The organism is Marinobacter nitratireducens, from assembly GCF_000708045.1.
Lineage (GTDB): Bacteria > Pseudomonadota > Gammaproteobacteria > Pseudomonadales > Oleiphilaceae > Marinobacter > Marinobacter nitratireducens.
Genome location: NZ_ANIE01000009.1, coordinates 454,452 through 474,396 on the forward strand (window position 1 = coordinate 454,452; position 19,945 = coordinate 474,396).

The window sequence follows — 19,945 nt, forward strand, 5'->3', positions numbered from 1 at the left end:
CCAGATGATGCCGGGCTGTCAGCAGGAAAGATAGACCATGACGGATCAGAAAAAGTCGGACCAGACCACAACCTCCGAAAAACCCTGGGGCGGACGCTTCAGCGAACCCACCGATGCTTTCGTCGAGCGGTTTACGGCGTCGGTGGGATTTGATCAGCGGCTCTACCACCACGATATTACCGGATCCATTGCCCATGCCACCATGCTGGCTGCGGTGGGTGTTCTGACCGAAGAAGAACGCGACACCATTATTGACGGCCTGAACGCCGTCAAGGCAGATGTCGAAGCCGGCACGTTCGAGTGGTCCGTCAGCCTTGAAGACGTGCATATGAACGTGGAGGCCCGCCTGACCGACCGGATAGGGATCACCGGCAAGAAGCTCCACACCGGGCGCAGCCGTAACGATCAGGTGGCTACCGATATCCGACTCTATCTGCGGGACGAGATTGATGTCATCGCCGAGGAGCTGAACCGCCTGCAGGCCGGGCTGCTGGATCTGGCCGAGCGTGAGGCCGACACCATCATGCCGGGCTTTACCCACCTCCAGACTGCTCAGCCAGTCACCTTCGGCCATCACCTGCTGGCGTGGTACGAAATGCTGGTGCGGGATGCTGACAGGCTTCAGGACTGCCGCAAACGGGTCAATGTCATGCCCCTGGGTGCCGCCGCGCTGGCGGGGACCACCTATCCGATTGACCGGGACATGACCGCGCGCCTGCTGGGCTTCGACCGGCCGACGGAAAACAGTCTGGATTCGGTCAGTGACCGCGACTTTGCCATTGAATTCTGTAGCTTTGCTTCGCTGCTGATGACGCACCTCTCACGGTTCAGCGAGGAGCTGGTGTTGTGGACCTCGGCGCAGTTCGATTTCATCGATCTGCCGGATCGCTTCTGCACCGGCTCCTCCATCATGCCCCAGAAAAAGAATCCGGACGTTCCGGAACTGGTGCGTGGCAAGACCGGGCGCGTGAATGGTCACCTGATCAGCCTGCTGACCCTGATGAAGAGCCAGCCCCTGGCCTACAACAAGGACAATCAGGAAGACAAAGAGCCGTTGTTCGATACGGTCGACACAATCAAGGGCTGCCTGAAAGCCTACGCCGACATGATTCCGGCCATCCAGTCCAAGGCCGACAACATGCGTGAGGCGGCCAAGCGCGGCTTCTCAACGGCAACCGATCTGGCCGACTACCTGGTGAAAAAAGGCGTACCGTTCCGGGATGCCCACGAAATTGTCGGCAAGTCCGTCGCTTTTGGCGTTGCTGAAAGCCGCGACTTGTCTGAAATGACCCTGGACGAACTTCGTCAGTTCTCCGATGTGATCGGCGAGGATGTGTTCGACGTGCTGACCCTCGAGGGTTCCGTGCAGGCCCGTAATCATCTGGGTGGCACGGCTCCGAATCAGGTGCGTGCCGCCGTCGAGCGGGCTCGACGCCAGCTGGGCTGACAAGGCTCACCGGGCGCGAGGCTAGCCGCCAATGCGCCCGGTGCTGAGGTCAACCGCTACCGGCTTCAGCTCTGCCAGGGGCTGGGGTCGCGAAAGCCGGAACCCCTGGCCGTAGTGAATGCCGAGGGTCCGGACTTTCCTCAACGTGTCGTCGTTCTCGATGAATGTGGCTACGGTCGTTTTCCCCGCCGCTTCTGCGATTCGGTGAAGGGCTTCCACCATAACCTGCTGCACCTCATCTTCCTCCAGATTAGCGACCATCCGTCGATCAAGCTTGATTATATCCACCGGCAGTTTCGCTGCCAGGCTGTAACTCTCCACCGAGGCGCCAGCGCCGTCCAGCGCAACCTTGCAACCAACCCGGTGAAGGGCATCGCACAGGACGGCAACGTCGTCCGGATACTGGGTGGCGTGGGCTTCGCGGATTTCCAGGCAGAAGCAGGATGGATCGAAACTGATGTGTCGCAGCGACTGTTCCATGAAATCGGCGAAGGTGTCGTCGAGCACGCTCGCAAGCGACAGATTGAAGCTGCAGTATTTCAGTCGCGGCTCCAGAAGTTCATGCTGGTTAAGCCACTCCAGAGTTGTACTGATGACCTGTCGGTCGAGTCGCTTCGCCAGGTCGTATCGCTCGGCGATTGGCAGGAATTGGTCTGGGCGCAGAAGCTCCTGATTGTCCTCGCTGCCGGGAATGCGGCAGAGAATTTCGATGTGGTCGCCCCAGGTTGCGCTCGCCACCGGTTTCAACGATTGATACTCGAGAATGAGGCGACCCTCATCGAGCGCGGCGCGGATTTGGTCGACCTGTTGCCCGGCGGTGATATCGTCCGCCTGCCGGACAATAGCGCTGGCTGTATGGATGCGGTTGCGCCCTGAAGTCTTTGCGGTATGGCACAGATCGGCGGCCTGGCTCAACAGCTGCTCTGGTTCTCCGGGGGCGTCCGTATCCATGACCAGCAGGCCACCCGAGGCGGTGGTCTGAACGGTCTGCCCCTGCCATTCAAAGACAAAATCGGCAATCAGGGAAAGAATCTCATCGCCCAGTTGGCGGGCTCGGTTTTGCGGGCAGTTTTCAATCAGGATGGCAAAGGTGTCACCCGAGAGGCGGGCCAACGCATCCCGCTGGCGCACCCGGATGCCGAGGTTGCCGGCCAGTTCCCGAAGGTATCGGTCGCAGGTGCCGTTGCCGACGCGTTCGTTGACACTTTCGAAATCGTCAAGATCCAGGAACAGAAGGCTGTCACAGGATTGCCGGCGCTTCTTCTGCTCCAGGGCCCGTTGCAACCGGTTCATGAATTCCCGCCGGTTCATCAGTCCGGTGACCGGGTCATGACGAATGCGGTAATCGCTGCTGCCCGCGTGATTGGTGCGGCTGGATACATCCCGGGCGACGTGCACCGCTCCCTGCGGCTCGCCCTGTTCATCGGTCATGCGTTGATAATGAAACTCAAAAACAGGGAGGTCCCGGTTCAGGTGCGCCATCGGCATTTCGACCACAAAGCTGTCCCGCTCGAAGGCTTTTTTCCACAAACGTTCAGCGAGCCTTCGTTCGTTGGGGAAGTCTTCAAGGAGCGTTTTCAGGTTTTGTCCGACTGCGGGAACCACGCCAAATAATTTGGCGAACTGACGGGCGTAGGCGTGGTTGCAATGCAGCAGGTTGAGGTTCGTGTCGACCGCGGCAGTCAGGTCTGAGGTCGCCTGGGTGGTAGCGGCCAGAAGCGTTTGTGCTTTCCGGAGATCGTTGTCCCGGATCATGTCCCGGGTATGGTCCACCAGGATCCCGCCAAGTTTCGGGGCCCCGGTATTGTTGCTGAGGCGCTGCCCGTTCAGCGTTACCTGGCGAACATGTTGCTTGGCGGTCAGAATGCTCAGGCTCAAGGAGAACGGCCTGCCATCCCGGATGCAGCGGCGGAACATGGCTCTTACCCGGGGCTGCCCAGTCTGGCAGTAGTACAGTGCCTGTTCAGGAGTGATCTCGGTGCCGGGTTTGAGCTCAAGGATCCTGAACAGGCCTTCGCTCCAGGCCATGTCGTTTTGGGATACATTCAACTCCCAGGCACCGAAAGCCGCAGAGCCCTCGGCTGAGCGGACCAGGATTGGATCGATGTTTGCGCTGGAGCGATAGGAAATCGTGGCGCTGGCGGCTTTGTCGGAATCCCGGGATTCCTGCCGCAGACTCAGGCTGGCGGTGTAGAAAAAACCTTCCTTGTGACGGAAGGTGACCAGTGCTTTTTGTCCACGCTCGATCTGATGCCGGTTTGCCGGGGCGAAAGGGTCGTCCTGACGAGAGGCCAGTACGGTCTGGACGGGGTGGCCCTGCAGTTCACTGGCCTCGTAACCGAGTACCGCCTCGGCGTGTTGATCGGCATGCAGAATCCGGCCCTGGTCATCGATGCTCAAAAGGGTAGAGCGCGATGGTGGGCTGGACTGATCTGGCCGGCAACGGCTGATAACGAATTCTTTCACTGAGAGTGAGCCTCGATATTCTCGGAGCGCATTGGCCTGACAGCGGGGGCGCAAGCGTCCCTTTTATTTTATGATCGGTTTTGCCACGATGCTTGCATCATAATACCGATAGTGAATCTTAAAAGAACCTCTCGCCGGAGACACCTTGACTGCTCACGCTGCCCCGATTGCCCTGGATTTTGAGGAGGGTATTGATCGCAAGACCCTGCGCCGCCTTCGGGACCGATTCCTGGCGGTGAATGGCCAGCGTTGGGAGCGGGCGCATTCGGCTTTGACCTATCGGCAGCAGCGAGTATTGGAAATCCTGCCGTTGGTTTTCCACATCAATCACCCGGCTCTCCCCGGCTACCTTGATGGCGACTGCCCCTACGGTTTTAACCATTATCAGCCGTCCGAACGGACACTGGAGTCGGCCCGCCGGTTGTCACGAACCTTCAGTGTTCGCGATGAAGGCCGTCGCAAGCCGGACCTGGACGCGCTGTTTTTGATGGGGAGCCCTGGAACCCTGGGGCACTCTGTCGCGAGTGATCTGGATGTCTGGTTGTGCCATCGCGGAGGCTTGTCGGAACGGGGTGTCCGCTGTTTGGAGCGCAAGGCGGAGAAACTTTCAGCCTGGGCAGCCTCACTGGGCGTTGAGCTGCACGTCTTTGTATTTAGCGCTCAAGACTGGCGAGCCGGGCGCCAGCGCGCCGAGGTGACTGGCGAAAATTGCGGCAGTGCCCAGCATTATCTGCTCCTGGACGAGTTCTACCGGACCAGTATTCACCTTGCCGGGCAATACCCGATGTGGTGGCTGGTGCCCGCTGAGGAAGAAACTCGCTATGACGAACGTATGCGGCAGTTGGTGGACTGCCGATTTGTTCGAGGTGATGAATACATTGATTTCGGACCGGTGCCGAGTATTCCCGAGGCGGAATTCCTTGGTGCAGGGGTGTGGCAACTTTACAAGGGTATTGATGCTCCCTGGAAGTCGATACTCAAGCTTCTGTTGATTGAATGCTATGCCCAGACGCCCGAACAACCGCTGTTGTCAGCCCTTTTCAAGCATTCTGTGTATCAGGGGGAAACCCGGGCAGACAATCTGGATCCCTACCTCTTGCTGCATCAGCGGCTCGAAGCCTGGCTGGCAGAGAGCGGAGCCGAGACGCGGCGGGATCTGGTGCGTCGAAGCTTGTATCTCAAAGCCGGCCTGCCACTGACCCGCGTGGAAGCGAGCACCGAAAAGTGGCGGGTGCTGGCGTTGAGACAGCTGACAGCCCGTTGGGAGTGGTCCGAGAAGGATCTCGCCCAGCTGGACAATCGCCAGAACTGGCGTGCTGAGGACGTTACGTCGCTGCGTCGAGCGATAGTGAGGGAGCTGACCCACAGCTATCGGCTGTTGTCGAAGCTGGCCAGGGAGCATGGGACCAGGGCGTCGATCAGTCCTGCTGATATCAACTTGCTCGGCCGAAAACTGTACGCCGCGTTCCAGCGCAAAGCGGGTAAGATCGAGCAGATCAATCCCGGCCTTGCGCCATCGCTGGCAGAGGAGAATCTGGCGTTTCACCACCAGTCAGAGCAGGGCAGTGATGGTGAAGGCTGGTTGCTGTTCCGGGATCTTGAAGACCCGTCTGATGCGTTCTGGAAACCTGTCATCCGGCGGTCAGGCAATCTGGCCGAACTGATGGTCTGGTGTTATTGCAACGGTCTGCTGACCCGGGCAACCCGCTTGAACGTGAGGGCCGGGAGCAGCATCGCCTCGGTGAGTGAGCTTCGGGAGATGCTGGATGCCATCTCCGGTTTCCTGCCCTCGCCGGTGAAGCCGGCCGAACGGGCGGCATTATCCCGCGGTGTGCGTCCGCTGGGGCACCTGTTACTGATCAATGTCGGGGTAGACCCGCAATCACACCTCACCGAGCTGGGCCTTCACAAGCTCAGCGCCCGGCACGATTCCCTCGGCTTCAGTGGCGGACGTGACAATCTGGTGATCACCATCGACCAGATTACCTTCAATAGCTGGCATGAGGTCAGCCTCCAGCATTACGCCTCCGGAGACACGCTCATTCAATGCCTGAAGAATGTGCTGGCGTCCATTGCCGACGATCCGACGGAGATGCCGGATATCCAGGTCCATAGCCATAATCGTGGCCACGGTTCTGCCATTGCCAGACGAGTCAATGAACTGTTTTCGGATGTGGTGAGACAGTTTTTTGCCGGCAGTGCCGGGCCGCACCCGTTACGTTATGTCATTGAGATGGATCGGCGCTACTTCCTGCTTCAGTTCAATGGCAATGAGCCGGGCTTTGTTGCGGTGAACAGCTTTGGAGCGTTGCTGGATCAGCTGGCGCAGCCGCTGGACCATTATCTGCCTGTCGTATTTGACCGCTATGCCATTCCGGAAGACCCGGCTTTGCGGGCTGTGTGTCACGCCAGTGAAGCCGGAAATATTCAGGTGTTTTTCCGGATCATGGGGGAGCGGGCACGTATCTGGGTCATTGATGAATTGGGTTCGGTGCTTGAGTGGGAACAGCCGGCCAGTGGTCGCCGCTACCTGTTGACACCCCTGCTGCGGTTCCTGGAAAACCTGGCTGAGCGGCGCATGCTCCGGCAGGGCGAGGCACCGGGGATGCAGGGGGGAATTCAGTGTTATGAAGTGGTTGCCCGCGAGGGCGGGTGTCGGGTCGAGCGCCGGTCCGATGCTGATACGGGAGTTTCGTTGCCGGGCCTGGAAGTGCAGGCCGTTGGAGTGCAGGAAGGAGATAGCCGGGTCCGCTTCGATATCTTCTGTGGCGATCAGGAGTTTACGGTTCAGGAGTACGGTGATCGTCTGATCCCCGCCGTGGCCCACTATATCCGTTCTCTTCGCCGGACCTCAGATCGATACCCGGTGTATCTGACCGATGTGCATCTGCCCCATGACCTGAATCCTCAAGTCTATCAGCAGGATATCCAGACCAGCCAATATCTTTATTACCGCTCGGAACTGGAAGCGGCCCTGAACCGGGAGCTCCGGGAGCTGGGTTAGCCGTTTGGGGGGGCTGGCGTTCTCGCCGCGCAGGTTCTCTCTCAGGTATACTTCGCCCATTGCAAACTTTTGGGGTGGCAACGATGCGTGCTGGAAGAATGATGGTCAGTGCCCTGATCCTGATGGTGTCCCTGTCCGGTTGCGGCCAGAAAGGCCCTCTGTACCGGGATCACCAGGCCGCGATGTCAGGCGGGCAGCCTTCAGACATCACTGATGGTGCCAATGACCGGGAAACGGCCAGCAACAACGACGATGCTGAACAGTAACGCGTCCGCCTCCTTCACGACGATTCAGGAACAACATGGACCATTTTAATTACCGCAACGGTGAGCTGTTTGCCGAAGACGTACCGGTTTCCGAGATTGCCGAGCGCTTCGGTACACCGGCATACGTCTACTCAAGGGCCACGCTGGAACGCCATTATCGGGCCTATGATGAGGCCCTGAGCGGGCATCCTCATCTGGTGTGTTATGCCGTCAAAGCGAATAGTAACCTGGCCGTTCTGAATGTGCTGGCCCGGCTGGGCGCCGGCTTTGATATCGTGTCTGCCGGTGAGCTCGAGCGGGTTCTTCGTGCCGGCGGCGATCCGGAGAAAGTCGTGTTTTCCGGGGTTGGGAAACAGGAATGGGAGATGAAGCGGGCGCTGGAGGTGGGTGTTCGCTGTTTCAATGTGGAATCCGACACCGAGCTTGATCGCCTTAATAAGGTGGCGGGTGATCTGGGTGTCAGGGCGCCAATTTCGCTGCGGGTCAACCCGGACGTGGATGCGGGCACCCATCCCTATATCTCCACTGGTCTGAAAGAAAACAAGTTTGGAATCGATATCGCGGATGCACCTGAGGTCTATGCCCGAGCAGCCAGCCTGCCGAACCTGGACATTCAGGGTGTCGACTGCCACATCGGTTCCCAGCTGACCTCGGTTTCGCCATTCCTGGACGCACTGGACCGTGTGTTAGCGCTGATCGATACGCTGGCCGACCGGGGCATCAAGATCCAACACCTCGATATGGGGGGCGGGCTCGGTGTTACCTATAATCAGGAACAGCCGCCACAGCCTTCTGATTATGTGCGCGCGCTGGCTGAACGGTTGGGCGACCGCGAGCTGGAGCTGATCATGGAGCCGGGTCGATCTATTGCCGCCAATGCCGGCATCATGCTGACCCGGGTTGAGTTCCTCAAGTGCACGGAGCATCGCAACTTCGCCATCATCGATGCGGCCATGAATGACCTGATTCGGCCGGCGCTTTACAGTGCCTGGCAATCGATTATCCCGGTCAAACCCCATCAGCAAGGCGAGGAGAAAACCTGGGACCTCGTGGGACCGATCTGCGAAACCGGCGATTTCCTCGGCAAGGATCGCACCTTGCGCCTGCAGGCGGGTGATCTGTTGGCGGTGCGTTCTGCCGGTGCCTACGGTTTTGTGATGAGCTCGAACTACAATACGCGCAATCGCCCGCCTGAGCTGATGGTGGATGGTGATCAGGTCCATGTGATCCGTCGCCGGGAAACTCTGGAGGACCAGCTCGCTCCAGAAAGTTGCCTGCCGGAATGAGCGGAGAGCCGGAAATGAGCCAGCAGCGTCGTCATCAGGGGCCGCTCCTTCGTTTTACCAAGATGCATGGCCTGGGTAACGACTTTATGGTGGTGGATGCCATCAGTCAGCCGTTCCGGCTGCGCCCCGACATGATCCGGGGACTGGCAGACCGGAATTTCGGTATCGGTTTTGATCAACTCCTGGTGGTTGAGCCGCCGGGGCTGCCGGATGTGGATTTCCGGTACCGCATTTTCAATGCGGATGGCTCCGAGGTCGAACAGTGCGGAAACGGTGCGCGGTGCTTTGCCCGGTTTGTCCGTGATCAGCGCCTGACCAACAAGCGAGTCATCCGGGTCCAGACTGCCAAGGGGGTGATCGAGCTCCGGGTCGGCAAGAATGGGTCGGTCCTGGTAAACATGGGCGTGCCCGAGCTGAATCCACCCGCCATCCCGTTTGCGGCGGATCAACGGAAAGATGTCTACACCGTTGAGGTAGACGGTGAAACCATCGAGCTCAGTGCAGTCTCTATGGGCAATCCCCACGGTGTGCTTCTGGTTGATGATGTCGACTCTGCGCCGGTTGCGACTCTGGGACCACGGCTGGAAAACCATCCCCGCTTCCCGGCCCGGGCCAATATCGGCTTCCTGCAGATCATCGATCGTGGGCGCGCGCGTCTGAGAGTGTTCGAGCGTGGGTCTGGCGAAACCCTGGCGTGCGGCAGTGGCGCCTGCGCTGCCATGGTTGCTGGCCGTCTGCGGGGTCTGCTCGATCAACGGGTGGAGTTGGAGTTGCGTGGCGGGCGCCTGGTCATCGAATGGAAGGGGGAGGGTGCCCCTGTTATGATGGAAGGCCCTGCGACCAGCGTGTTCGAGGGGCAGCTGAGGTTGCCCGCAGAGAACACCGGTCGCCGCCGCAAGAGCAGTGGCCGATCAACTAAGAGTCGGTCCTGATAGCCAGGAGAGCGTAATGACAGAACAAACGGCCCGCGAGAAGGTCGGAGAGCCTACCCGGGAACAGGTCGCAGACTACCTTCGCGCCCACCCCGATTTCTTCGTGGAACAGGACGAGCTGCTTCGCAGTTTGACCCTGCCCCATGACAGCGGCCGTGCCATATCCCTCGTTGAACGTCAGGTGCATCTGTTCCGGGAACAGCGCGATACACTGCGCCGCGAGCTGGTGGAGCTGGTCTCCATTGCCCGTCACAATGATCGGCTGTTTGAAAAGAGCAAGCGCCTGCTGATGCAGGTGATCGAGGCTCGCTCCCTGAACGACATGGCGGCAGCCATTGACGACAGTGTCCGCGGCGATTTTGGTCTTGATGCCGCTTCTATACTGCTGTTCAGTGAGACAGAGCTGCCCGATGCCGCGCAGGGGGCGCTGCACGTGGTGAATCCGAAGGAGGCTCACGAGCGTCTGGGGAATTTCCTCGAAGGTGAACGAGCGGTGTGTGGCCAGTTCCGTGAAAGCGACCGGGAGTTTCTGTTCCCTGATCGAGAGGAGCCTATTGCCTCAGTTGCCCTGGTTCCCTTACGGAACGAGGAACTTGTTGGTGTTTTCGCCATCGGAAGCTGTGAGCCCGGTTACTTCGACCAGAGCATGGGCTCCCTGTTTCTGAGCTATATCAGCGATACCCTGAGTCGGCTATTGCCTCCGATGATTGGTCGGCACACCTCGGCTGCACCGGTAACCGACATTGCCTCGGAGTCCCGCTAGGGTGTCAGAGCCCGATACTGTCCCTCCTCTGCCGGCGTGTCTATCTGTACCGCTGGCGGACTTCATCGAACACCTCGCTTCCGAAAAGCGCCATTCTCCCCGAACCTGTGACAATTATCGTCGTGACCTTCTGAGATTGAGCACGTGGCTCGTGCAGAGCGAGAGTCCGCATTGGCAGGATCTGGATAGCCACGATTTGCGTCGTTATGTGGCCAGCCTCAGCAGGGAAGGGCTTGGCGGTCGAAGCATTGCTCGCCATCTTTCGTCGATCCGCCGGTTCTATCAGTACCTTCTGCGAGAAGGCGAGGCCAAAGACAATCCTGCGCTGGATCTTCGCGCCCCTAAAGGGGCCAAACGGTTGCCCCGTGCGGTTGATGTGGATCAAATCAATCAATTGTTGGACTCGGAAACGGACGATCCCCTCGAAGTTCGGGATCTCTGTATGTTCGAACTGATGTATTCTTCCGGGCTGCGCCTGTCAGAGTTGGTTGCGCTGGATGTAGGCTCCGTCGATGATCGCGGGCGTGAGCTCCGGGTCGTGGGTAAGGGCGGTAAAGAGCGGATTCTGCCGGTTGGTCGCAAGGCACTTGAGGCACTGGAAGCCTGGCTCCAAATAAGGGCCGGGTTGGCAAATGAAACAGAGTCTGCGCTGTTTGTCAGCCGACGCGGTGACCGGCTCAGTGCCCGCAGTGTGCAGGCTCGTCTTGCTCGGTGGGGCGTAGCGAACAGTGCTGATCAGTCGCTGCATCCACATATGCTCAGGCACAGTTTCGCCAGCCACATGCTTGAATCCAGCGGGGATCTGCGTGCCGTCCAGGAACTGCTGGGGCATGCGGACATTGCCACGACACAGGTCTATACTCATCTTGATTATCAACATTTGGCCCGGGTTTATGACCAGAGTCATCCCAGGGCGCGTCGCCACAAACGAAAGCAGAATCTTCTGGATGATCCGCATGGCGACTGATCGGCAGGGCAACTTGTTCTCACAAGGAAAGCAAAAGAAAGACGGGAGCGTTAAATGACATCGGATCAGTCCTGGAAGGAGAAGTACCTTCAGGAACTAGAGTCGGCAGATCAAAGGGAGGAGCAGTGGAAGGCGGAGCGCAATACCCTTGAGCGGATGCTGGTCCGAACCTGCCTCGCGTCGGAGGGACAAGCTCCGGAACTGGATAAACTCCTCGCCCGGGTTCGGAAGGATCTCCGGAAGAAGAAGGTGGACGTTGAGGCATGGCGTGAGTTGCAGGAGCAGATTGATCGGCAGGTAACGCTGCTTGACGATCAGCAGCCCGCCCGAAAAAGTCTGTTCAGCTGGAAGAAAAAGTCTGAGCCGGATCCTGAACCCGATCCAGTAATGGCCGACAATCAGGCGGAACTGTCCGGCGTCGTCAGCCGTGGCGATAGCATCGACCTGGCGGACAACGTCCAGCGTTTGCGTATTGCACGGCGTGTTGGTCAGTTGCTTGGTCAGTTGCTCAGCCAGGTGTCCCTGGAGTCTGGCGCTGAGGCACAAGCCCGGACGCTTCAGCAGTCACTGCTTTCCTCGAACAATTGGGACGATCTTCGAGAGGGCCTTAATCAGGTAGCGGATCTCGTTATATCGGCCATAACGCGGAGCCAACGCGAATTTGAGGCCTTTCTGCAGCGCCTCGATGAACGCCTGCAAGCTTTTCAGGAACACTTTGCCAGCCAGTCTTTTGCCCAGGAAGCGCGTGTTCGCGCCACTGAACTACTGGATCAGCAAATACGTCATGGCATTGAGCGGGCGGGTGAGGATGTCCGGGCGAGCAACGATCTGGGGGAGCTGAAAACCTCGGTCAGTGCCCATCTGGAGTCCATTGGTGTCGCACTCGACCAATTTCGTGCTCAGGAAACCGAGCGGGAAAGGGAGCTGGCGGACCAGCTTTCGGCCATGCAGGAAAAAATGGCTGCGATGGAGGCCCACTCTGAGCAGATGCAGGATCAGATTCGTCGGGAGCGGCAGAAGGCGATGACGGATCTGCTGACCCAGCTGCCGAACCGGGAAGCCTGGCAGGAAAGGCTGTCTTTTGAGTACAACCGTTGGCAACGTTATCAGCATCCGCTTACGGTCGGTGTTCTGGATATCGACCTGTTCAAAAGGGTCAATGACTCATACGGTCATAAGGCCGGGGATCGGGTACTGCAATTGGTGGCGAGGGAGTTGAAAGAGCGTCTTCGCAACACCGATTTCATTGCCCGCTACGGCGGTGAGGAGTTTGTTCTCCTGTTTCCTGAGACGAGCCCGGAAGATGCAAGAGCGGTGCTGGATCAACTCAGATCACATGTTGGCAAGCTGCCTTTCCACTTCAGCGGAGAACCAGTCACGATAACGTTTTCAGCGGGGCTCGCCAGCTTTGCCAAAGGGGATTCCGGGGAGAGTGTATTTGACCGCGCCGACCGGGCCCTGTACCAAGCCAAGGACGCCGGCCGGAACTGTGTGTGCCTTGAATCAGAGTCGCGGGTTTAGTGGCGCATCCTGGCGTCCAGTTCGTCGATGACTTCGGCCCAGTCGCTGTCTTCCTCCAATCCTTCCTCGAGAAAATGGGACTGGCTTTCAGACCAGAACGGGGCATCCTGCAGAGCAACTTCCCTGGGGAGCGGGGAGTACCGGGTAATGAAATCCTCGATGCCTGCATCGTCGGAGGCCAATCCGAGCTGCTCAAACAGGGTGGCAAGAGAGTGTTTGCTGGTATCCATGGTCGAAGGACTCCTTATTTGTGGTTGCCCGAATGAAATCGGCTGCAATTGCAGGTATTGTTCCCTGAAATGTAGCGGAACCCTTGAGGATATCCAGTGAAGGTTGCTCTACCTGTTTTACTTTGCTGTCTGCTGATACTGGTCCATGCGCCGCTGCGTGCTGAACCGCCGCAACCCTCTCCCGCGCCTGTCCTTGGCAACGATGAACTTCTCTGGCTGGCCCAGCAAGAGCGCTTCCGGATCGGTGTGCAGATTGGCCAGGTACCGCTGATTTTTGATACCGGTGATGGATCGCTTGCGGGCACCTACATCGATTACCTTGCTCGTTTATCGGACAAGTTGGGGCTACCTCTTGAGCCGGTCGTCATCGAAGGTCGCTCAGGGCGGGGCGGAGAGTTGGATGCTGTGCTCACAACACGGCTACCGAATGCCCCGGTAACCCCCGGGAAACGCTACACCCAACCCTTGATGTCTCTTACCTACGGGCTGTTTGTCGGTGCCGGGGATGCGTCTATTCGCGGCATGGAGGATCTCGAGGGTCGACGTGTTGCGGTCATTGACGGTGACGCCAATCAATACCCCATGCTCGACCCGGTTGAAAGTTTTACACCAATTACTGCAGAGAGTATTAGCGAGGCAGTGAGCCAGGTTCTATCCGGACAGGCTGATGCTTTCCTGGGGCCTATTCCGGTGGTTTCGGATTACCTGCAGTCGGCCATGGTCAATGGCATCGGACTGTCCGCGCTGCTCGATCAGCAGACGGTTGACGTGGTTCTTCAGGTCGACGTCGACAGCGACCGTATTTTTGAAGTTCTGGATCAGGCAGTCTCTGCGATCAGTCACAATGAACACCGTGTCATCCGTCAGTCCTGGCTGCAGACGGACGTTCCTGCGTTGGAGCGCAGCGGTCTGGAGTTGTCAGCTACTGATGTGGAATGGCTCAAGCGACACCCCAATCTCAATGTTGCTTTTCGCGCTGACTGGCCGCCGTTCGAGTACAGCCAGGATGGCCGCCCCACCGGGCTTGTGCCGGATCTGGTCACTCGGCTGGAGAGCCAGCTCAACATTCGTTTTACCCGCACTCAGGTTGCGGATCGCCTTGAAGCGGAGCGGCTGCTTCAAGATCGTGAGGTGGATATCCTGCCGGGGCTGTCCAAAACACCTCGTACGGAAAACGACTATCTGTTTACCCGGACCTACCTGACGGTGCCTATCGCGCTGGCGATACGGGATGATGGCCGATTTATCGGTGATCTCCGGGAGCTGCGAGCAGAGCGTGTTGGCGTGGTGAATCGGCATGCTGCCCACGATTACCTGTTGATCAATCACCCCAATCTGGATCTGTACCCGGTAGAGACGGTCGAGGAGGGATTGTTGGCACTCTCCAATGGCGACCTGGACGTTATGGTGACCCACATCCCGGCGGTCAGTTACACCGTTGCCCGGCTTGGGTTGTCCAACCTTAGAATCACCAGTATCACACCCTATCAGTATGATTTCCGGCTGGCCGTCAGGAAAGATCAGCCGGAGCTGCACCGGATCCTGAATAAGGCGCTCAGCAGTCTCAATGCCGATGAAACCGAGGCGATCTACAATCGCTGGATTCATCTGGATATCGAACAGGAGCCGGATTACACCGTTGTCCGGCGGGTGGTCCTGATCGCTATTGTGGTGGTTCTGATTTTCCTTTACTGGAACCGGAAGCTGTCACGGGAGGTGGATGAACGTATCCGCTCCGAGAACGCCTTGCGCAGAAGCGAGGATGAGCTTCGGGCGGCCAAGCTGGAGGCTGAGAGGCTGGCGCGGGAAGCCGAGGCAGCGAGCCGTGCCAAGAGTGAGTTCCTTGCCAATATGTCTCACGAAATCCGGACCCCCATGAACGCGGTGATCGGCTACAGCGATCTGTTAAGCAACACGGTGACCGACCCCCAGCAGCGGAATTATCTCGATGCCATCCGGGCCGGCAGCCGCAGTCTGCTGATGCTGATCAACGACATACTCGATCTGTCACGGATTGAGGCCGGAAAGATGCGCCTCGATTATTCGGCGGTATCGGTTCGACGCCTGTTGGACGATGTCCGGCATATCTTTGATCTCCGTGCCCGTGAGCAGGGAATCTCCCTGGAAGTGAGCGTTGATTCCAAAATGCCCGCGGCAATGATGCTGGATGAAACCCGTCTGCGTCAGGTGCTGTTCAACCTGGTGGGCAATGCCATCAAGTTTACCCACGATGGGGTGGTTAATGTTCGGGCAATCGCTACCCTGATGACGCCGGAAGCTGATGAGAACAGCGTGAGTGCGGAGCATCAGTATTACCAGTTGGTTGTCACGGTCAAAGACACGGGTATTGGAATCGCCAAGGATCAGCTGGAGCGCATCTTTGATGCCTTTGAACAGCAGGAAGGACAGAATACCCGTCGATATGGTGGCACGGGCCTGGGCCTGGCCATCAGCCGGAAACTGGCTCAGATGATGGGCGGGACGCTGGACGTGGAAAGTGAGCTGGGTGCCGGCTCGGTCTTTACCGTGACGTTGCCGCAAGTCGAGGCGACTGTTGAGCAGGCCGGGGACGAGGGCGAACCCAAAGAAGAAGAGCGTTTATTGGCCCAGACTCTCAGCATCCAGGAGCGGGGCTGGCTTTGTAAGCAGTTGGCGTCGGACTTCGGGAACGAGTGGGAAAGCGTGCGGGAGAGTGGTGATCCGGAGAAGATGAGAGACTTCGCCTGCCGGATCATCGAGTGGGGGCAGCGATACCGGTCACGATCGGTCACGCGATACGGTGAAAAGCTGCTCGCGGACGTGGAGGCGTTCAACCTGGATGCGGTCAACAGCGCGCTGGAAGCCTTTCCCAAATTGTTGGGGCGGTAGGCCGGGATCGGTGCTGTATGGTTGGCGTTACAGGCAGTCGAATTGGGAGCGGCGGTCAAAGGCTACCGAAACCATATCGTAGCCTGAATCGGACAGGTGCCGGATCAGATCACGATCCTTCAGCAGCGTCATACAGACCTTGTGTACGCTGGCCTGCAACTGTTCGCTCTGGAGTTGACCGGATTGGAGGCGGAAATCCACGATCAGGTACTTGCGCTCAACCGCTGCCGATACGGGAATATCCTCCCGCTCGACGCTCTCGAAGCCGATATAGGTAGCCTCGTCCGGGGGAAACACGGAACTCATCAGAATATCGATGTTCTCGGCGTGGGCATTAGTGGCCGACAACACAATGGTGGCGAGCAATGAAGCTAAGAGGTTCCTGTGTGCCATGGCGGTTGCTCCCGTGAGACGAGTCGGATTCCGTGTAACCAAGTGTAACGATTGGTTACGGTAGATTATTGCAGAGTCTGTCGTGCTTTGCGCGATATCACGGCGGGAATTTTTCAATTGTTTGCAGTTTGCATGCGAATTTCGGCCTGCGCACGGACTGCCTGGCAAGCGTCTGATCAACTATTATCTGAGAAAAATACGGAAAAGGGGAAAGGTCATGTTTCAGCTGGTTTTCAAGGGTGAGTGTGAACCGGGCACGGACATTGCGACAGCTCGTAACAACGCAAGGGCATTGTTCAAGGCCAGTGTTGAGCAGGTCGATCGTATGTTCAGTGGGCAGCCAGTCGTGATCCGGAACAGGCTGGAGGAAGCACAGGCTGCGAAATACCAGGCTGTGCTGAAGAAGCATGGCATGGTCGCCTATGTTCAACCCATGCCCGGTGCGGCCCCTTCGCCCGGGCCGGCTAAACCGACACCGGTTGCGTCTGCGCCGGCCTCTGCTGAAGCGGCCAGTCCGGAGCCGGCCCCAAGGGGCAGTGAGGCGAAAGCGCTTCCGGAAGTTGAGCCGGGTGATCGTCTGCCAGTCGCCGGCGAAAAAGTGGACGACATCCTCTCGGGCACCGGGCTCGGACTGGATCCGGTCGGTGTCACGCTTGCGGAGACAGAAGAGGTGGAAGCCCCCATGTTTCAACATCTTGATGAGTGGAGTCTGGCTCCCTCAGGCAGTGACCTTGGTGTCAAACGGGATCTGCCGCCACCGGTCGTACCCGACGTGTCCCATCTTTCACTGGCGGACGAGAAAGACGCTGACAAAGACTGACGTGGTCTCTGGCTGTTGTCGCTGGCAGAAGGAATGTTGCCCTTTGAAAAAACTATTTCTGCTTCCGCTTCTGTTCGTGTCCCTGATGATTGGACCGGCAGAAGCTACCGAACGCCCGCGGGTGGGCCTTGTGCTCAGTGGTGGTGGGGCCAAGGGACTGGCTCACGTGGGTGTGCTGCGTGTGCTGGAGGAGATGCGCATCCCGGTGGATGTGGTTGTTGGCACCAGCGCCGGCTCCGCGGTCGGGGCGTTGTACGCCTCGGGTATGCCGGTGGCGGATATCGAACGGCGCTTTATTGAACTGGATTGGCTGTCCAGCTTCAGAGATGATCCGGGGCGAGTGTACAAACCGGTGCGGCGCAAACTGGAAGAATCCTACTTTCCGTTAACCCCAGGTATTGGCGTTCGAGCCGATGGTTTGCATGTTGGCGGCGGTATCATTGCTGGCCAGAACCTTGGCTTTATCCTGAATGAGTTGACCTGGAATGCCTCGCTTGTTGAGGACTTTGATCGCCTGCCGATTGCGTTTCGGGCAGTGGCCACCGATCTGGAAACCGGTGAGCAGGTTGTGATCGGAGACGGCAATCTCTCCGAGGCCGTCCGCGCCAGTATGAGTATTCCCGGAGTCTATGCCCCGGTAGAAAGAAATGGACGACTGCTGGTTGATGGTGGCGTTGCCAATAATCTGCCGGTCAGCGTGGCTCGTCAGTTGGGCGCAGATGTGGTCATCGCGGTGGACATTACGGATCCGTTGATGGAAACCGACGAACTTCGGGAGGCGTTCTCGGTCGTTGGGCAGCTCACCACGATCATGACCCGCCGTAACACCGATGAGCAACTTTCCCTGCTCGATGATCAGGATGTGCTCATTCATCCTGACCTGGAAGGCTACACGTCGGCCGACTTCTACGATGCCCCGGTGCTTTACGAACTCGGCGCGACCGGTGCCCGTGCACACGCAGTGGAACTCAGCCGGCTGTCTGTGTCCCGGAGTGACTGGACGTTTTACAAGGCAAGGCGGGCCTCTGGGGCGTTGGGTGTTGGTCCGATTGCCCGTATCGAGATTGATCAGAAAGGCAGCCTGGCCCGGGCGTTCCTGCGCGAGAGGATCAGTCAGAGAACCGGTGAGCCTCTGGATGTCGTCGCCCTGGAGGCCGATCTCAAACGGATATACGGACTCGGCTACTACGAGACTGTGTCTTACGCATTGTCTCCGTCACCGGAGGGAACGGTGTTAACGGTTCGTGTTCGGGAGAAGAGCTGGGGCCCAAATTATCTATCCTTCGGCCTCAATTACGAGGATAACTTTGACGGTGAAACCCGTTTCAACCTTGCTTCGGCCCTCCGCATGACGGAACTCAACGCGTTAGGGGCCGAGTGGCAGACTGGCGTCCAGCTGGGTACCGAACCCTGGGTGAGAACCGAATGGTACCAACCGCTCGATTATGGCTATCAGCGGTTCCTGGCGGCGGGTGCAGACTTCAGCCGAGAGAGCTTCAGTCTCTATGATCCGGAAGGCCTTCGTATTGCCGAAGTTGAGGTGACCTTTCGCCATGCCGATCTTGCTCTGGGCATGGAATTGGGCAGTAATGCCGAGATCCGGCTTCGATACGCGAGGGGGTACGCCACCATTGACGATCAGGTGGGCCTGCCGGTGGTGTCAGATGACTCTATCCACCAGGGAGGGTTCACCCTTCAATTGCTCCATGATTCCCTGGACGATGCGTTTTACCCCAGACATGGCGGTTTTGTCGGAGTGCGTGGAAAAATCGAAAGAGCGGATCTGGGCTCTGATCGGCATTTCGATTCTGTAACCGCGATGGCGCTGGGAACCGATAGCTGGCGAGGCTTCAACCTGACGGGGTTGCTCTATGGCCACGCTGTGACCAGTGGAGAGCCGGGTATTGAGAACGCTGTCAGGCTCGGTGGTTTTCGTCGGCTGTCTGCGTACGCTCCTGGGGAGATAACCGGCGACAATGCGTTGATGGGGGCGGTGTATGCCAGGCAGACCTTTGGTGGGCCCCTGATATCCTGGTTTGCGGGCGCCGGGTTCGAGGTGGGAAACGCCTGGGAATCGCTTGAACAGGCAAGCTGGGGGCGCACCGTTCGGTCCTGGAGTGCTTTCGCTGGCGCTGACACCTTCCTGGGGCCTGTTCAGCTCGCTGCGGCCTACAGTAACAAGGATGACTGGGCGGCTTACCTCAATATCGGTTTCTCGTTCACCCAGCTGTTCTATGACTGATCGGCGGGGATCGCGTCCAGAACCTGCTGACACTGTTGCAGGGCAAATCGGTGCAATATATCTGTCAGCCGATCTTCATCCCGGGATTTGATGGCCTCAATGGACTCCTGCATGTGCGCCAGGTTGTCTTCGAGGATCTGCTTGCCCCCGTGCTGGAAAGCCACGAACGCGCAACGCCTCGCGGACGGCCAGAGATCATCGATGGCGGACACGATGAAGTAGTTGTCGGCATAGGCCAGAGAGGCCTGGGTATACTCGACGCCCAGCTCCAGAAAAGTCATCAGATCGTTGTTCTGAAAGGAATCGTTCATTTTCTGATACAGCGATTCCAGCCGCGCCATATCCGCCGGCTGCCAGAGCCTCGCCAGCTTGCGCCCGGTATGGGTCAGGTAGAGCTCCAGGGTTTCGTGCAGGCTGCGAACAAAAAACTCGTCCAGCGGGGTGACGAATGCGCCTTTGCGGGGCACGTTGCGCACCAGGTGCCGCTTTTCCAGTAGCAGCAGCGCCTCGCGGACCGAGCCGTGACTGACGTCCATCTGCTTCGCCATGGACGCTTCAAAGATGCGTTCGCCGGAGCCCAGTTGGCCAAAAACAATCAGGTTTTCAATATGGCGGGCGACCTGTTCGGTCAGGGTCTCTTTGGGCTTGAACGCATTCATGGTCATCAATCGCTACTGCAGACGGCGGTGTTTGGTCAGGCATATTCGCACAGAAATGTCATTATAGACCAGTGCCTGCGC

Annotated in this window: 15 protein-coding genes; 11 read left to right on the forward strand and 4 right to left on the reverse strand. The window is 58.4% G+C overall.

Annotated features, from left to right (window positions below):
- The first annotated feature begins 37 nt into the window (after positions 1–37).
- The gene (argH, locus tag D777_RS16060) at positions 38–1,447 is read left to right on the forward strand and encodes an argininosuccinate lyase (protein WP_036134199.1); all 1,410 of its coding nucleotides are present in this window, start codon (positions 38–40) and stop codon (positions 1,445–1,447) included.
- 21 nt (positions 1,448–1,468) lie between these two features.
- Here the strand turns inward: argH and D777_RS16065 are convergent, their stop codons facing one another.
- The gene (locus tag D777_RS16065) at positions 1,469–3,913 is read right to left on the reverse strand and encodes an EAL domain-containing protein (protein ID WP_036134201.1); all 2,445 of its coding nucleotides are present in this window, start codon (positions 3,911–3,913) and stop codon (positions 1,469–1,471) included.
- 145 nt (positions 3,914–4,058) lie between these two features.
- Between D777_RS16065 and D777_RS16070 the strand changes: the two genes are divergently transcribed.
- The 7 genes from D777_RS16070 to D777_RS16095 all read left to right on the forward strand — a co-directional run bounded on the left by D777_RS16070 (position 4,059) and on the right by D777_RS16095 (position 12,652).
- Positions 4,059–6,917, forward strand: a complete 2,859-nt coding sequence (locus tag D777_RS16070; RefSeq protein WP_036134203.1) for a class I adenylate cyclase — start codon at positions 4,059–4,061, stop codon at positions 6,915–6,917.
- An 83-nt stretch (positions 6,918–7,000) separates the two neighbouring features.
- Complete coding sequence (gene lptM / locus D777_RS17885) at positions 7,001–7,183, forward strand: LPS translocon maturation chaperone LptM (RefSeq protein WP_081849583.1); 183 nt, start codon at positions 7,001–7,003, stop codon at positions 7,181–7,183.
- 35 nt (positions 7,184–7,218) lie between these two features.
- Positions 7,219–8,469 (forward strand): diaminopimelate decarboxylase, encoded by a 1,251-nt coding sequence (lysA, locus tag D777_RS16075; protein ID WP_036134205.1) that lies wholly within the window; start codon positions 7,219–7,221, stop codon positions 8,467–8,469.
- Positions 8,470–8,483: 14 nt separating this feature from the next.
- On the forward strand, positions 8,484–9,401 hold the full coding sequence (gene dapF / locus D777_RS16080) for a diaminopimelate epimerase (RefSeq protein ID WP_036134508.1): 918 nt from the start codon (positions 8,484–8,486) through the stop codon (positions 9,399–9,401).
- Positions 9,402–9,417: 16 nt separating this feature from the next.
- Positions 9,418–10,164, forward strand: a complete 747-nt coding sequence (locus tag D777_RS16085) for a DUF484 family protein (protein ID WP_036134206.1) — start codon at positions 9,418–9,420, stop codon at positions 10,162–10,164.
- 1 nt (position 10,165) lies between these two features.
- Positions 10,166–11,131, forward strand: coding sequence for a tyrosine recombinase XerC (gene xerC / locus D777_RS16090; RefSeq protein WP_406564790.1), 966 nt, complete (start codon positions 10,166–10,168; stop codon positions 11,129–11,131).
- A gap of 54 nt (positions 11,132–11,185) precedes the next feature.
- Positions 11,186–12,652 carry a GGDEF domain-containing protein gene (locus D777_RS16095; RefSeq protein WP_036134208.1) on the forward strand — a complete coding sequence of 489 codons (1,467 nt, stop codon included), beginning with the start codon at positions 11,186–11,188 and terminating at the stop codon, positions 12,650–12,652.
- Here D777_RS16095 and D777_RS16100 read toward each other — a convergent pair.
- The gene (locus D777_RS16100; RefSeq protein WP_036134210.1) at positions 12,649–12,882 is read right to left on the reverse strand and encodes a DUF2789 domain-containing protein; all 234 of its coding nucleotides are present in this window, start codon (positions 12,880–12,882) and stop codon (positions 12,649–12,651) included. The two genes, D777_RS16095 and D777_RS16100, sit on opposite strands and share 4 nt — an antisense overlap.
- A 96-nt stretch (positions 12,883–12,978) precedes the next feature.
- On the opposite strand from D777_RS16100, the gene D777_RS16105 reads away from it, so the two are divergent.
- Complete coding sequence (locus D777_RS16105; RefSeq protein ID WP_036134212.1) at positions 12,979–15,750, forward strand: ATP-binding protein; 2,772 nt, start codon at positions 12,979–12,981, stop codon at positions 15,748–15,750.
- A 27-nt stretch (positions 15,751–15,777) separates the two neighbouring features.
- Here D777_RS16105 and D777_RS16110 read toward each other — a convergent pair whose 3' ends face one another.
- On the reverse strand, positions 15,778–16,143 hold the full coding sequence (locus tag D777_RS16110) for a hypothetical protein (protein WP_036134214.1): 366 nt from the start codon (positions 16,141–16,143) through the stop codon (positions 15,778–15,780).
- 217 nt (positions 16,144–16,360) lie between these two features.
- On the opposite strand from D777_RS16110, the gene D777_RS16115 reads away from it, so the two are divergent.
- Complete coding sequence (locus D777_RS16115; protein WP_036134216.1) at positions 16,361–16,963, forward strand: hypothetical protein; 603 nt, start codon at positions 16,361–16,363, stop codon at positions 16,961–16,963.
- Positions 16,964–17,048: 85 nt separating this feature from the next.
- The gene (locus D777_RS16120) at positions 17,049–19,205 is read left to right on the forward strand and encodes a patatin-like phospholipase family protein (protein ID WP_051669167.1); all 2,157 of its coding nucleotides are present in this window, start codon (positions 17,049–17,051) and stop codon (positions 19,203–19,205) included.
- Here D777_RS16120 and D777_RS16125 read toward each other — a convergent pair.
- Positions 19,196–19,870 (reverse strand): GntR family transcriptional regulator, encoded by a 675-nt coding sequence (locus D777_RS16125; protein WP_227501803.1) that lies wholly within the window; start codon positions 19,868–19,870, stop codon positions 19,196–19,198. The genes D777_RS16120 and D777_RS16125 overlap by 10 nt on opposite strands.
- Positions 19,871–19,945: the final 75 nt, after the last annotated feature.

Coding starts and splice junctions, on each gene's coding strand:
- D777_RS16085 (WP_036134206.1), top strand. CDS start 9,418: ATGACAGAACAAACGGCCCGCGAGAAGGTCGGAGAGCCTACCCGGGAA.
- D777_RS16125 (WP_227501803.1), bottom strand. CDS start 19,870: ATGACCATGAATGCGTTCAAGCCCAAAGAGACCCTGACCGAACAGGTC.
- D777_RS16110 (WP_036134214.1), bottom strand. CDS start 16,143: ATGGCACACAGGAACCTCTTAGCTTCATTGCTCGCCACCATTGTGTTG.
- argH (WP_036134199.1), top strand. CDS start 38: ATGACGGATCAGAAAAAGTCGGACCAGACCACAACCTCCGAAAAACCC.
- D777_RS16115 (WP_036134216.1), top strand. CDS start 16,361: ATGTTTCAGCTGGTTTTCAAGGGTGAGTGTGAACCGGGCACGGACATT.
- D777_RS16095 (WP_036134208.1), top strand. CDS start 11,186: ATGACATCGGATCAGTCCTGGAAGGAGAAGTACCTTCAGGAACTAGAG.
- dapF (WP_036134508.1), top strand. CDS start 8,484: ATGAGCCAGCAGCGTCGTCATCAGGGGCCGCTCCTTCGTTTTACCAAG.
- lysA (WP_036134205.1), top strand. CDS start 7,219: ATGGACCATTTTAATTACCGCAACGGTGAGCTGTTTGCCGAAGACGTA.
- D777_RS16120 (WP_051669167.1), top strand. CDS start 17,049: ATGATTGGACCGGCAGAAGCTACCGAACGCCCGCGGGTGGGCCTTGTG.
- D777_RS16100 (WP_036134210.1), bottom strand. CDS start 12,882: ATGGATACCAGCAAACACTCTCTTGCCACCCTGTTTGAGCAGCTCGGA.
- lptM (WP_081849583.1), top strand. CDS start 7,001: ATGCGTGCTGGAAGAATGATGGTCAGTGCCCTGATCCTGATGGTGTCC.